The following is a 12,474-nucleotide window of genomic DNA, read 5'->3' as shown; positions in this document are numbered from 1 at the left end:
GAGGCGGGCCCCCGCCCGTCGGGTGGGGGCCCGCCTCGCGCCTCAGCGGCGGCGGTTGCGCGCGTCGAGCGCCTCGTTGAGGCGGTGCAACATGTCCGCCAGCGTCTCCCGGTCCGCCTCGGGCCAGGCGGCGAGGATGTCGCCGTACAGCCGGGTGCGGGCCGCCCGCACGGCGGCCATCCGCTGGAGCCCGGCCGCCGTCGTGGAGATCACCGTGCCGCGCCCGTCGGCCGGGTCGGGGGTACGGGAGATCAGCCCGTCGCGCTGGAGCGCGGAGACCTGCCGGGTGACTGTGGAGCCGTCCAGGTTCAGCCGCGCGGCGAGCGCCGAGACGTTCTGCGGGCCGGCCGCGTCGAGGTGCCGCAGGATCACGTACGCGGCGCGGTCGAGCAGCCGGTGCTCCATCGTGCCGGTGCCCCGGCGGGTGGCCTCGCCCAGGCGCATCAGCAGCGCGACCTCGGTTTCGATCCGGCCGAGGGTGACCTCGGCGGCGTGGACGTCCTCGCTCATAGCTGTACCATACAAGAAAAATACCTGTACCATACAGCTATCTGGGAGGTTGCGGAGTGGATCGCCGATCCGAGCCCAACCGCAGTGCCATCTACGCCACCGCGCTCGTCGCGTTCCTCGCCATCGCCGGCATCGCCGTGGTCGACCCGATCCTGCCCGCCATCGGCGAGGCCATCGGCGTCACCGCCTGGCAGGTCGAGCTGCTCTTCACCGCGTACATCGCGGTCATGGCCGTCGGCATGATCCCGGCGACGCTCGCCAGCGGGCGGTTCGGGTTCAAGCCGGTGCTCGTCACCGGCGTCTCGGTGGTCGGCCTGGCCGCGATCGGAGCCTCGTTCAGCAACGACATCGTGCAGCTCTCCGTGCTGCGCGGCGTCTGGGGCCTGGGCAACGCGATGTTCTTCGCCACCGCCATGGTGGTGCTGGTCAACCTGGCGAACGACCGCGAGTGGGTGGTCGGCCTGTTCGAGACCGCGCTCGGGCTCGGCTTCGCGGTCGGCCCGCTGATCGGCGGACTGCTCGGCGAGGTGAGCTGGCGGCTGCCGTTCTTCGTCTGCGGCGTGTTCATGGTGCTGGCGCTCGGCGTCGCCGCCCGCAAGCTGCGCGAACCCGCCAACAAACAGTCCCCGGTACGCCTCGGCCAGATCTTCTCCACGTACCGCAGACCAGCGTTCGTGACGCTGTGCGTGGTCACCGCCGCGTACAACTTCGTCTTCTTCGTCGTGCTCGGCTACACGCCGCTGTTCCTGCGCCTCGACGTCATCCCGCTGGGCCTGGCGTTCACCGGCTGGGGCCTCGGCCTGGCCGCCGGCATCCTCCTGATCGGGCACCGGCTGGCACACCGCATCGGCGCGGTGCAGACCGTCGGCGTCGCCCTGCTCGGCCTGCTGGTCTGCATGGTCCTGTTCGCCACCTCCACCGGCACCGCCATGTCGCTCGTCGTCCTCGTCGTCGCCGGCCTGTTCATGGGCCTGGCGAACGCCAACCTGACCGACCTGGCGCTCGGGCTCGGCTCCGCCGACCGGCGCGTCGCCACCGGCGCGTTCAACCTGGTCCGCTGGGGCGCCGCCGCGCCCGCGCCGATCATCTCCGGCAAGCTGGCCGAGCACAGCCTGGCGCTTCCGTTCTGGGTCGGCTTCGGCGTGCTCGCCGCCGGTGTGCTCGCCTACCTCGCGTTCGGTCACCTGATGGCGGCCGGCTACGGCGAACGGGTCATCTGGAACCGGGCCGCCAGCCGGACCGAACACGCGCCGGAGGAGCCGGTGGGGGAGGCGTACTGACCGGGACGCTGGCCCCGGCCTGCCGGCGTCAGGTCAGCGCCCGCCACAGCAGGTAGAAGCCGATGGCGGTGCCGAACACCACGATCACCGTCTTCAACACCACCTGCGGAAGCCGGCGGGCCAGCCGCGCGCCCGCGTACCCGCCGAACAGGGTGGCCGGCGCGACCACCGCGACGGCCGCCCAGTTCACCGGGCCGAACAGGGCGAACACCACCAGCGTGGTCAGCCCCACCACTGCGGAGAGCAGGTTCTTCACCGCCGACACCCGGGCCAGCGTCGCGTCCAGCACCAGCGCCAGCCCGGCCACGAGCATCACCCCGAGGGCCGCGCCGAAGTAGCCGCCGTACACAGTGCCGAGCGCGACCATGGTCTGCACCGTGACGGTACGGCGGCGCGCGCCCAACCGCTCCGGGTGACCGACCAGGCGGCGCAGCGGCCCCTGGAACGCCAGTACCGCAGTCGCGCCCAGCACGAGGAACGGCACCACCAGCTCGAACGCCCGAGCCGGCGTGGCCAGCAGCAGCGCGCACCCGGCGATCGTGCCGAGCACGGCGGTGGGCAGCAGCGACCACAGCTCCCGCCCGCGCGGCAGGTCCACCCGGCTGCCCGCAACGCTCGCCACGTACCCGGGAAAGACCGACACCGAGTTGGAGACGTTCGCCGCCACCGGCGGCAGGCCGGTGGCGATCATCGCCGGGAACGTGATCAGCGAGCCGCCGCCGGCCACCGCGTTCACAGTGCCCGCGGCGAGACCGGCGGCGATCAGGAGCGCGGCGTCGGAGAGGTCCATGGTCCCCCGAGGCTAGTACGCCCCCGTTGTGTCACGGCGTCGCCCCGCGCTCGGCCCGCCGGGGCGGAAATGGGCGCGGCGCGTACGTCGTTAGGATGAGGGCGCGACGGACGAGTCGACCGGGCGGTCGCGTCGACGGGCTCCGGCCCGTCGCCGAGGAACGTCCGGACTCCACAGGGCAGGGTGGTTGCTAACGGCAACCCGGGGTGACCCGCGGGACAGTGCCACAGAAAACAGACCGCCGGCCCGTAACGGGACGGTAAGGGTGAAACGGTGGGGTAAGAGCCCACCAGCACCCCGGGTGACCGGGGTGGCTCGGTAAACCCCACCCGGAGCAAGGCCAAGAAAGGGCCGTCACCGCAAGATGACGACCCGCGCAGACGCTTGAGGGCTGCCCGCCCGATGTCTGCGGGTAGGCCGCTGGAGCCTGCCGGCAACGGCAGGCCGAGATGGATGGCCGCCGCCGGTGCGCCTACGGGCGTGCCGGTCACAGAATCCGGCGTACAGGTCGACTCGTCCGTCGCCCACCAGGTCAACCATCTACGTGCGGTGGTCGACCTGGTGTTTCTTCGGGTGCACTTGGTCGTTGGGGGCCCACGAGCAGCCATCCGACCGGATGACCACTTGACGACCAACATCCGTCAGAGCTGTTTACTGGTCGTCATCGATCAACTACTGATCCGGTATGAAGATCCTTCGCCGGTACTGGGGACTGCTCGCTCTCTTGGCGTTGATGGCCGTCTGGTGGTCCGGCAACGCCGGTCCTGAGCTTCTCTACTTCTTGTCCGCCGGAGTGGTCGTATGGTCGCTGCTACAGGCACCCGCGTGGTGTGGTGCCGGTACCCGCAAGCGGGGAGCCTTCTGCCGTAACAACTCCTACGGACTGCTGCTCGGGTGCCACATACGCGAGCACAGATGGCAGAAGTTCAAGCTGCTCTTCTGGAACCGCCGATGGGCCGAGTTCAGTCGTGGGACATGGGCGACCCCAGCTGCCAGGTTGGCCACCGTGACGGGTCTGATCGGGACCGTCTCGGCGATCGCCACCGGCATCAAGGACTTCGCGTTGAGTTGAAGCGGAACCAAGAGCCGCTGCTGTGCTACCAGCAGTGATGAGGCCCGGCCGGCCCCTGCTCGCAGGGCGTCTCGGACTGCCATGGCTCAGCTGGCCGAGCTGATCGAGGCGGTCGAGGACAGCTCCCGTTGCGTCACGTCGGACTTCCTGAACCACCGCACACATGACGAGGCCGCCCGGCGTGAGTTGCTGGACTTCCTGACCGCGCTCGATGCCGGACTGGCGGCCGGCGACGCGTTGTGAGCAGTCGAGCCTGTCGACCCGAGCGCGCGGATCGGGTCGATTCACGCTGGTGAGTGGTCGCGTCGTGGTCCGACCTCAGAGCAGGTCACTCATCCCGTAGCGGCGGGGGAAGCGGTACTTCTTCCCGCAGTGCCATCTGGGCCAGTTCGGTGCGCTCCGGATGCAGGAGGTTCTCGCGGAGAGGATGACGCGGCACGTTGATGCACCGCTGGCCCGCCACCGCCTGGCAGACCGGGCACTGGAGGAACAGGCCGCACTGCGGCACCAGCTCGCCGCCCTGAGCCAGCGCACCTCGACCGATCTTGACGATCGCCCGGTACAGGTCGTCGTCCTGATGCCGGGCGGCGCCGGCTGCCACCTCCCGCATGCCCTCCCAGAACAGTTCTGCGGCCCTCGGCTCGTCGATGTAGATGCGCACGATCGGGAGTACCCGCCTTCGGCGCGGTGGAACATCTCCCGCCAGACCTTGCGATGATCCAGTGATGACCTCCTACGTGTCCCATACCACCGTGGACTGTGCCGACGCCTACGCCCTGTCCCGCTGGTGGGCGTCCGTCCTCGACTACCGGGAGGACCCGGACGACCCGAACGAGCCGGGCCACGAGGAGTGCGTGATCTACTCACGGGACGGGCGGCACCGCCTGCTGTTCATCGAGGTGCCGGACGCGAAGCAGGTCAAGAACCGTATCCACCTCGACCTGCGCCCGGTCGAGGGGACGCGCGACGAGGAGCTGGCCCGGCTGACCGGGCTGGGTGCGGTAGTGGTGGCCGACCGGCGCAACTCCGACGGCACCGGCTGGGTGGTGCTCGCCGACCCGGAGGGCAACGAGTTCTGCATCCTCCGCGGCGACGCCGAGGTGACCGCCAGCCGATCGTGACAGCGACCGAACGGCCGGCCGCCCCCCAGCTCCAGCCGCCGATCTTGGAGTTGTGGCACCGCCCGAACTTCGCGGATGAGGCATTCTGGGCGCCACAACTCCAAGATCGACGAGCGCGGGCCACGAGCGCGGGCCACGACGAGCGCGGAGCGACGACGGCGCGCGGCGGGGACGGCGCGGGGTGCGAGGGCTGGTGTGGCACGCTGCGGTGGTGATCGAGCTTGCGGACATCCAGGCGGCCGCCGACCGGATCGCCGACGTCGTCGTGCACACCCCGACCGTGCCCAGCCCGGGACTGACCGAGCTGCTCGGCGCACCGGTCATCGCCAAGCTGGAGCTGCTGCAACGTACCGGCTCGTTCAAGGCCCGGGGTGCGGCGGCGAAGCTGCTCGCGCTGGACGACGCGGAGCGGGCGGCCGGGGTCGTCGCGGTCAGCGGCGGCAACCACGGCATCGCGGTCGCGGTGATGGCAGGCGCGCTCGGGGTGGCGGCGACAGTGGTCATGCCCCGCACGGCGCCGGCGCGGGCGGTCGAGGTGGCCCGCGCGGCCGGGGCGGACGTGCGGCTGACCGAGGACATGGCCGGCGCGTTCGCACTGATGAACCGGCTGCGGGACGAGGGCGTGACGCTGCTGCACCCGTTCGACGACCCGATTGTGCTCGCCGGGCAGGGCACTGTCGGGCTGGAGTTCGCCGACGACGCCGGTGAGCTGACCGACGTGCTGGTCAGCATCGGCGGGGGCGCGCTGATCTCGGGTGTGGCGGCGGCGCTGCGGGCGCGGCGTCCGGGGGTACGCGTCTGGGGCGTGGAGACCGAGGGCGCGCAGGCGATGTCGCAGGCGATCGCGAAGGGCGGCCCGGTCGAGGTGCCGTTGTCGTCGATCGTCACCACGCTCAGCGCGCCGAGTGTCTCGCAGCTCACCTACGACCATGTGACGGCGCTGGTCAGCGACGTCCTGGTGGTCTCCGACGCCGAGGCGGTGCGGGGCACTGTCGAGTTGGCCGAGCACGCCAAGGTGTGGGCCGAGCCGGCCGCCGGGTGCCTGCTGCCTGCCGCCCGCCGGGTGATCGAGCGGGTGGGGGACGACGCCCGGCTGGGCCTGGTGGTCTGCGGCGGCAACGCGACGGTGGCCGACGTGACCGCGTGGGCCGGCCGCTTCGGCCTCTGACCCGCCGCGCCCACCGCCGCACCGCGCGCCCGCCGCGCCAAAGCGCGCGACCGCGCCAGGCGGCCACCGCACAAGGCGCGCGACCGCCGCGCCCAGAACCCGGGGGTACGCCGGTCGCCTCCGGTCCGGACGGGTGGGACCGGGACGACCGGCGTACGTCAGGACGTGGCCGGGCTGACGTCGTCGAGCAGCTCGGCGAGCCGGGCCGCTGTGGTCGGGGCGTGCAGGTGCAGCCGCGCCACGTTGATGCTGTCCGTGCCGATCACGGCGAGCAGTGCCTCTCCGTTGATCGCGTAGACGCTGAGGTAGCCGCCCGCGTTGCGGACCGTCGACTGCTGGAACTCGCCCTGTCCCAGCCGCGACCCGACCTGGCGGCCGAGCCCGTACATGGTGGCGGCGAGCGCGGCCAGGTCGTCCGGGTCGGCGCCGTTCTGCAGGTTGTGCGTGACGAGCAGGCCGTCGACGCCGCCGAGGACGCAGCCGTGCACGCCGGGGATCTGCAACCGCAGCGCGGAGAGTTCCTGGCTGATGGCCGGGTACGGCAGAGCCGGGTTGCCGGCCAGCGACTGTGGAAGCGCCCGTGGTGGCGGCAGGGTGCCGGACTGGGCGCGCGTACGGCGGGGGAGGTCGTCCACCCGGCTCACAGTTCCAGGCTCTCCTCGATCGTGCGCAGTTGGTGCCGCGCCATCGCGAGGTTGGCCCGGCTCTTGCTCACCATCAGGTAGAGGAACAGGCCCTTGCCGGTGCGGTTGCTCAGCGGGCGGATCAGGTGGTACTGGCTGCCGAGCGTGATCAGGATGTCCTCGATCTCGTCGTCGAGCTTGAGCATCTCGATGGTGCGCAGCTTGGCGCGTACGACGTCGGTGTTGCCGGCGGCGGCGACGGTCAGGTCGATCTCGCCGGTGCCCCCGGCGACGCCGAGTGTCATGCCACTGGTGTAGTCGACGAGCGCGGCCCCGATCGCGCCGTCGATGTTCATCGCGTTCTTCAGCGCGATGTCAAGGTTGCCCACGATTTTCTCTCCCCAGCTCGGGCCGCTGTCCGCCGGAGCGGGCGGGCAGCGGATTCGGTCCGTCGAGGCTCGCATATGGAGTCCCGACCTGCATCCGGGCCACCGGTGATCCACCTGAGCGGTCCCCGCCGGACCGGCCGCCGGTCCCGGCAAAGGGACCATGGCGTCCCATTGTCGATCACCGTTTGTCCTGCTACGACGGTGCGCCTCACCCTATGTAGAGTTCCGATAGAGTGTGCCCGTGCGACTGACCATCCCGGTGGCGAAGGTGCTCGCGGCGCTGCTCGTCGAGCCCGAGGCGCCGCGCTACGGCCTCGACCTGATGCGGCTCACCGGCCTGCCCAGCGGGACGCTCTACCCGGTGCTGCACCGCCTCCAGGATGCCGGCTGGCTCGCCGCCGACTGGGAGGACGTCGACCCGGTCGCCGCCGGACGCCCGGCCCGCCGCTACTACCGGCTGACCGGCGAGGGCATCCGGTCGGCCCGGCTGGCGTTGGCGGAACTGCGCGCCCTCGTACCCTCCGAACGTGCCGGCGGCGCGGACCCGGCCGGGGCACCGGCGTGGTGACCCGGCGGGTGGCGGCGCTGCTGCTGCGGGTCGCGGTGCGCCGCTGGCCGGCGGAGCTGCGCGCCGACCTGGCCCGGGAATGGGCCGCCGAGCTGCACGAGCTGGCCCGGACCGGGCGGCGGTGGGGGATGCTGCGGTTCGCCGCGAGCCTGGCGGCCGGCCGGGCGGCCACGCCACTGACCGACCGGGCCGGGTCGCGGCGGTTGGGGCGTACCGCAGGGGTGTTGCTGCTCGCGCCGCCGGCCTGCGTCGCGGTCCTCGCGCTCGCGGGCGTGGTGATGGGCCTGACGCACGGGTGGCTGGAGATGCGCGTGCCGTGGGCCACCGCCGCGCAGTTGCCGACCTGGTCGGCGCTCACCGCGCTGCTCGGCGTGGCGCTCGCGCTCGTCGTCGCCCGGGCCGCGCGCCGGACCGTACGCGTGGGGGCGCTGCCCACCGCGCTCGGTGTGGTGCTGCCGATCGCCGCGACGGTGACCGCGACGCTGGCGCTCTTCGCCGGCCGGGGCGGGAGCCGCGTCTGGGAGAGCGCACCAGGGCTGCTGCTCTGGCTGGCGCTGCTCACGGCGGCGCTGTGGGCCGCCGGGGCGCTGGCGCGCCGGGGCCGGGTCCGAGCCGCGTGGCTGGCCGGGCTGCTCGGCGCGCTTGTCGCGGCCGACGCGGCGGTGATCCTCGCGGTGGTCACCTCGATCCCGGCCACCGCACCCGTGGCGGATGGCCTGCCACCGGACTCGGTGGACCGGATCTCCGCGCCGCTGCGGCTGTTCACCTGCTGGACCGACTCGTCGTTCGGGCTGCCCCGGCCGACCGGGTGGGAACGGTTCCTCATCACCGACAGGGTGCTCGTCGAGCCGATGTTCCACCTGGCCGGCACGCCCTACGCCCTGGCGTACGCGATCGCGGCGGCCCGGCCGGCGCCTGCCGCCGTACCCGGCCCGGAGTCCGTCCCGGCCCCCGCCTGACGGTCAGGCGTTCCAGCTCAGCGCCCGGCCGGCCCGCTCGTAGTGCCGGGCCAGCTCGGCGTCGATCCGCGCGGCCCGGGCCTTGGTCAGCGTCACCGCCGGGTCCTGCCAGGGCCGCGCGCCGAGCATCCGGTGCCGCAGGCCGGTCGGCGGGTGGGTGGCGAACAGCGAGGTGTCCTCCCGGACGGTGAGCTGGCGTTCCAGCGACAGCCGCCCGGCCGCCGCGTCCAGCGCGCGACCCGTCTCCACCCGCCACGTGTCCGGCCCGTGGCCGCCGCGTACCGCGTTGCGCACCGCCGTGGCCACCGAGTCGGTACGCAGCAGCGTGTCCAGCAGCCGGGTCGCGCCCGCCGTGCCACCCGCACGGGCGGCCATCTCGTCGGCCAGGTACTCGGCCCGCTGGCTCTCCCGCAGCGCGGTGGCGACCAGCACCACGTGCCCGGCGAACAGCAGCCGCGACAGCGTCCAGGACGCCAGGTGCCCGAGCCACTCGCCGACCATCACGAGCAGCCCGCCACCGTCGGACCCGCCCCGCGGGCGGAACAGGTCGGCGGCGTTGCCGAGCATGGTCAGCGCCGGCTGGGTCACCGGCCCCCGGCGTACGTCGCCGTTGACGAAGTGGCCCAGCTCGTGGCCCAGCAACGCGACCCGTGCCGGTCCGTCCAGGGCGCCCCACAGCGGCAGCCCGAGGCCGAGCACGCGCCGCCGGCGCAGTCCCACCGACGTCGCGTACGCGTTGATGTCGCCGTCGACGCCGACCACGTGCGGCATCGGCGCGCCCACCGCTGTGGCCACCTCCCGGACCAGGGCGTGCAGCTCCGGCGCCTCCCGTTCGGTGAGCACGTCCAGGTCCCGGTCGAGCCGGCCGAAACGCGGCCGCAGCGCCACCGCGAGCGCGATCAGCGCCACGCCGCCGACCACCGCGAGGTTCGGGAAGGGGTACGCGAACAGCAGCCACACCCCGGCCACGGCGAGTCCCGCCACGCCCAGCAGGAGCAGTACCGAGATGCCGGCGACGAGGACGCCGGTGAGCCCCGGCCCGGTCGACTCCAGCGACCGGCCGAGCAGGGTGGCGTACTGCTGACGGGTGAGCCGCGCGGCGAGCCGGTGGGTCCGCCGGTCGACCCAGGACCAGCCGAACTCGGGCGGCGCGCGGCGCGCGTCGTAGGTGTCGAGGTTCCAGTCGCAGCCGGCACACCAGGGCAACGCCCCGTCCAGCGACACCGGCGTCGCGCCGCATCGCGGACAGGCCCCCGTGCCCGTCGTCGTGGTGATCACGAGCGCCGATCCTGTCCGGTTCCCACCGGCGCCGGTACCGGCCGTTCGGACGAGTGCGGGCATCTCCGGGTCTTCCACCGTTCCCCGCCGTAACCGCCCCGACCAGGTCTAATGTGGAGAAGCACGTGACTATTTGTGCCGTTCCGGTGGCGGCCGGGCGGTTCCCGGTGCACAGTGATCGCATGAGCGACGACGGAAGTGGTGGGCACTACTACTGGTGCACGCGACACCACCGGGTCGAGACCGATGCCGACGTGTGCCCCGCCAAGCACGTTCTCGGACCGTACGCCTCAGCCGCCGACGCGGACAACGCCCTGCAGACGGTGCGGGAGCGGAACGACGCGTGGGACGCCGAGGACGCCCGTTGGGCCGGGGAGGGCCGCTAGACGGCGCGGGAGGGCCCGCGTCGAGGTGATCCGTGCTCCCGCGAGGGCGGGAGCACGTCCCCAGGAAAGGGAACCGAGATGGCCGAAGCACAGCAGGCCACCCGCCCGGCCGCGAAACGGACGACCGCGAAGAGGACCGCCGCGGGCAGGACGACGACGGTCACCAAGGCGTCGCCGAACGCCTCGGGCGCCGGCGCCGGACGGACACCGGCGAAGAAGGCGGCGGCCAAGAAGGCAGCCGCCAGGAAGGTCGTGTCGGCGGCCCGCAAGGCGCCGGCCACCAAGACCACCACCAGCAGGACGACGGCGAAGAAGACCGCGGGCGGTACGGCTCCGGCCGGCCGGGCCACCGCCAAGAGCGCGCCGGCCAAGAAGACCACCGCGAAGAAGACGACCGCGAAGAAGACCACAGCGGCCAAGAAGACGGCGGCGGCGAAGAAGACCACAGCGGCCCGGAAGACCACGACGGCCCGGACCACCGCCACCGCGAAGAAGGCGCCGGCCCGCAAGACGACGGCGGCGAAGAAGACGACGGCGGCCAAGAAGACCACCGGCGCGCGGAAGGTCACCTCGGCGGCGAAGAAGACCACAGCCGCCAAGAAGACCACGGCGGCGAAGAAGGCGCCGGCGAAGAAGACCACCGCCTCGACGCGTCCCACGGCGCGCACGGCGGCGGCGAAGAAGGCGCCCGCGCGCAAGACCACGACCGCGCGCAAGACCACCACCACGGCGAAGAAGACCACCGCCGCGAAGAAGACGCCGGCCCGCAAGAGCACCGCCGCGAAGAGCACCACCGCACGTAAGGCGCCGGCCCGCCGCGCCTGACGCCCGGACACCGCTCCCTCCGGGGAGCGGAACGTGCGGGGCGCTGTCAGGATTACCCCGTGGTGATCCGACGCGTACTGGCGCCCCGTATCGACTTCGGCGCGCTGCGCCGCGAGCTGGGACTGCCCGAGAGCTTCCCGGCCGCGGCGCAGCGCGAGGCCGACGCGGCCGCCGCCGCGCCGCCACCGGCGGTCGCCGACCGGACCGACATCCCGTTCGTCACCGTCGACCCGGCGACCTCGCGCGACCTCGACCAGGCCATGCACCTCACCCGCCGTCCCGGCGGCGGCTACCGCGTCCGGTACGCCATCGCGGACGTGCTGACCCACGTACGCCTCGGCGGTGACCTGGAGGCCGAGACGTGGCGCCGGGGGCAGACGGTCTACCTGCCCGACGGCAACGTGCCGCTGCACCCGCACACGCTCAGCGAGGGAGCGGCCAGCCTGCTGCCCGACGCCGACCGGGCCGCCGTGCTCTGGACCGTCGACCTGGACGCCGACGGCGGCACCGCCGCTGTCACGCTGGAGCGGGCGATCGTGCGCAGCCGGGCCAAGCTCGACTACGGCGGCGTGCAGCGCGACGCCGACGCCGGTCGGCTGCCCGAGCCGATCGCCCTGCTGCCCGAGATCGGGGCGCTGCTCACCGCGCGCGGCCTGAGCCGGGGCGCGATCAACCTGCCGCTGCCGGAGCAGGACGTCGAGCCCGACGGTGACGGCTGGCGGCTGGTGCTGCGCGGCCCCGGGCCGATGGAGGAGCACAACGCCCAGATCTCGCTGCTGACCGGCATGGCCGCGGCCGACATCATGCTGGCCGGCCGGATCGGGCTGCTGCGCACCATGCCCCGCCCCCGCCCGGAGGCGGTCGAGCGCCTGCGGCTCGCCGCAGGCCCGCTCGGCGTGTCCTGGCCGGACGGCACGGCAGTGGGTCAGGTGCTCGACGGGCTGGACACCTCCCAGCCCCGGGTGGCCGCCTTCGTCGACCAGGCCGCCGAGCTGATGCGTGGCGCCGCGTACACCGCTTTCGACGGGGAGCTGCCCGAGCAGCCCGAGCACGGCGGGGTGGGGGCCGCGTACGCGCACGTCACGGCGCCGCTGCGACGGCTGGCCGACCGCTACGCCACCGAGGTCTGCCTGGCGTTGCACGAGGGCCGCGAGGTGCCCGAGCAGGTCCGGGCCGCGCTGCCGAAGCTGCCCGAGGTGATGGCCGCGACCGACCGGACGGCGGGCGCCGCCACCCGGGGCGCTGTGGAACTGGCCGAGGCGGTGCTGCTCGCGCACCGGGTGGGGGAGACGTTCGAGGCGGCGGTGCTCGACGTGGACGAACCGCGCCCGGCGGGCAACGGCCGCCCCGGCCGTCCTCCCGGCGGCACCATCGCGCTCGACGAGCCGCCGGTGCGCGCCCGCTGCACCGGCGAGCTGCCGCTGGGCGAACGCGTCCGGGTACGCCTCACGGTCGCCGACCCGGCCCAGCGCCGGGTCGCCTTCGAACGGGCGTGACCAGCGCGG

The 12,474-nt window shown here is 73.1% G+C and carries 16 protein-coding genes and 1 other RNA gene; 11 read left to right on the top strand and 6 right to left on the bottom strand.

The window, feature by feature from the left end; genetic code table 11:
* Window positions 1-42: 42 nt before the first annotated feature.
* Complete coding sequence (locus GA0070562_RS14715; protein ID WP_091421267.1) at window positions 43-510, bottom strand: MarR family winged helix-turn-helix transcriptional regulator; 468 nt, start codon at window positions 508-510, stop codon at window positions 43-45.
* Between the two features lie 56 nt (window positions 511-566).
* Between GA0070562_RS14715 and GA0070562_RS14710 the strand changes: the two genes are divergently transcribed.
* Window positions 567-1,790, top strand: coding sequence for an MFS transporter (locus tag GA0070562_RS14710; RefSeq protein ID WP_091421264.1), 1,224 nt, complete (start codon window positions 567-569; stop codon window positions 1,788-1,790).
* 28 nt (window positions 1,791-1,818) lie between these two features.
* On the opposite strand, the gene GA0070562_RS14705 is transcribed toward GA0070562_RS14710, so the two are convergent.
* The gene (locus GA0070562_RS14705) at window positions 1,819-2,580 is read right to left on the bottom strand and encodes a sulfite exporter TauE/SafE family protein (protein ID WP_091421261.1); all 762 of its coding nucleotides are present in this window, start codon (window positions 2,578-2,580) and stop codon (window positions 1,819-1,821) included.
* Window positions 2,581-2,691: 111 nt separating this feature from the next.
* On the opposite strand from GA0070562_RS14705, the gene rnpB reads away from it, so the two are divergent.
* The 3 genes from rnpB to GA0070562_RS30255 all read left to right on the top strand — a co-directional run bounded on the left by rnpB (window position 2,692) and on the right by GA0070562_RS30255 (window position 3,895).
* Window positions 2,692-3,100: RNase P RNA component class A (rnpB, locus tag GA0070562_RS14700), an RNA gene on the top strand.
* A gap of 165 nt (window positions 3,101-3,265) precedes the next feature.
* Complete coding sequence (locus tag GA0070562_RS14695; protein ID WP_091421258.1) at window positions 3,266-3,652, top strand: hypothetical protein; 387 nt, start codon at window positions 3,266-3,268, stop codon at window positions 3,650-3,652.
* A gap of 81 nt (window positions 3,653-3,733) precedes the next feature.
* Window positions 3,734-3,895: a DUF6331 family protein gene (locus GA0070562_RS30255; RefSeq protein ID WP_175438730.1), complete on the top strand. Its 162-nt coding sequence runs from the start codon at window positions 3,734-3,736 to the stop codon at window positions 3,893-3,895.
* 85 nt (window positions 3,896-3,980) lie between these two features.
* Here the strand turns inward: GA0070562_RS30255 and GA0070562_RS14690 are convergent, their stop codons facing one another.
* Complete coding sequence (locus GA0070562_RS14690; protein ID WP_091421256.1) at window positions 3,981-4,313, bottom strand: zinc finger domain-containing protein; 333 nt, start codon at window positions 4,311-4,313, stop codon at window positions 3,981-3,983.
* Window positions 4,314-4,377: 64 nt separating this feature from the next.
* Here GA0070562_RS14690 and GA0070562_RS14685 point away from each other — a divergent pair, with 64 nt between their 5' ends.
* Both GA0070562_RS14685 and GA0070562_RS14680 read left to right on the top strand, forming a co-directional pair.
* Complete coding sequence (locus tag GA0070562_RS14685; RefSeq protein WP_091421254.1) at window positions 4,378-4,773, top strand: VOC family protein; 396 nt, start codon at window positions 4,378-4,380, stop codon at window positions 4,771-4,773.
* A 211-nt stretch (window positions 4,774-4,984) separates the two neighbouring features.
* Complete coding sequence (locus GA0070562_RS14680) at window positions 4,985-5,941, top strand: threonine/serine dehydratase family protein (RefSeq protein ID WP_091422026.1); 957 nt, start codon at window positions 4,985-4,987, stop codon at window positions 5,939-5,941.
* Between the two features lie 158 nt (window positions 5,942-6,099).
* On the opposite strand, the gene GA0070562_RS14675 is transcribed toward GA0070562_RS14680, so the two are convergent.
* Window positions 6,100-6,576: a roadblock/LC7 domain-containing protein gene (locus tag GA0070562_RS14675; RefSeq protein ID WP_225853410.1), complete on the bottom strand. Its 477-nt coding sequence runs from the start codon at window positions 6,574-6,576 to the stop codon at window positions 6,100-6,102.
* Window positions 6,577-6,581: 5 nt separating this feature from the next.
* Entirely contained in the window at window positions 6,582-6,953 is a 372-nt protein-coding gene (locus GA0070562_RS14670) for a hypothetical protein (protein WP_013287772.1), read from the bottom strand.
* A gap of 241 nt (window positions 6,954-7,194) precedes the next feature.
* Here GA0070562_RS14670 and GA0070562_RS14665 point away from each other — a divergent pair, with 241 nt between their 5' ends.
* Both GA0070562_RS14665 and GA0070562_RS14660 read left to right on the top strand, forming a co-directional pair.
* Window positions 7,195-7,521 carry a PadR family transcriptional regulator gene (locus GA0070562_RS14665; RefSeq protein WP_091422020.1) on the top strand — a complete coding sequence of 109 codons (327 nt, stop codon included), beginning with the start codon at window positions 7,195-7,197 and terminating at the stop codon, window positions 7,519-7,521.
* Window positions 7,518-8,480, top strand: a complete 963-nt coding sequence (locus GA0070562_RS14660; protein WP_091422024.1) for a hypothetical protein — start codon at window positions 7,518-7,520, stop codon at window positions 8,478-8,480. Before GA0070562_RS14665 ends, GA0070562_RS14660 begins: the two co-directional genes overlap by 4 nt.
* Window positions 8,481-8,483: 3 nt before the next feature.
* Here the strand turns inward: GA0070562_RS14660 and GA0070562_RS14655 are convergent, their stop codons facing one another.
* Window positions 8,484-9,758 carry a M48 family metalloprotease gene (locus tag GA0070562_RS14655; RefSeq protein WP_254663798.1) on the bottom strand — a complete coding sequence of 425 codons (1,275 nt, stop codon included), beginning with the start codon at window positions 9,756-9,758 and terminating at the stop codon, window positions 8,484-8,486.
* A gap of 182 nt (window positions 9,759-9,940) precedes the next feature.
* Here GA0070562_RS14655 and GA0070562_RS14650 point away from each other — a divergent pair, with 182 nt between their 5' ends.
* The 3 genes from GA0070562_RS14650 (at window position 9,941) to GA0070562_RS14640 (ending at window position 12,465) form a co-directional block, all read left to right on the top strand.
* Window positions 9,941-10,144 (top strand): hypothetical protein, encoded by a 204-nt coding sequence (locus GA0070562_RS14650; RefSeq protein ID WP_030273123.1) that lies wholly within the window; start codon window positions 9,941-9,943, stop codon window positions 10,142-10,144.
* Window positions 10,145-10,222: 78 nt separating this feature from the next.
* Window positions 10,223-10,969, top strand: coding sequence for a histone (locus tag GA0070562_RS14645; RefSeq protein ID WP_091421247.1), 747 nt, complete (start codon window positions 10,223-10,225; stop codon window positions 10,967-10,969).
* 59 nt (window positions 10,970-11,028) lie between these two features.
* On the top strand, window positions 11,029-12,465 hold the full coding sequence (locus GA0070562_RS14640; protein ID WP_091421245.1) for an RNB domain-containing ribonuclease: 1,437 nt from the start codon (window positions 11,029-11,031) through the stop codon (window positions 12,463-12,465).
* The last annotated feature ends 9 nt before the right edge of the window (window positions 12,466-12,474 follow it).

The sequence above is a fragment of the Micromonospora tulbaghiae genome (assembly GCF_900091605.1).
Lineage (GTDB): Bacteria > Actinomycetota > Actinomycetes > Mycobacteriales > Micromonosporaceae > Micromonospora > Micromonospora tulbaghiae.
This window is presented reverse-complemented; position numbering and strand designations above follow the sequence as displayed.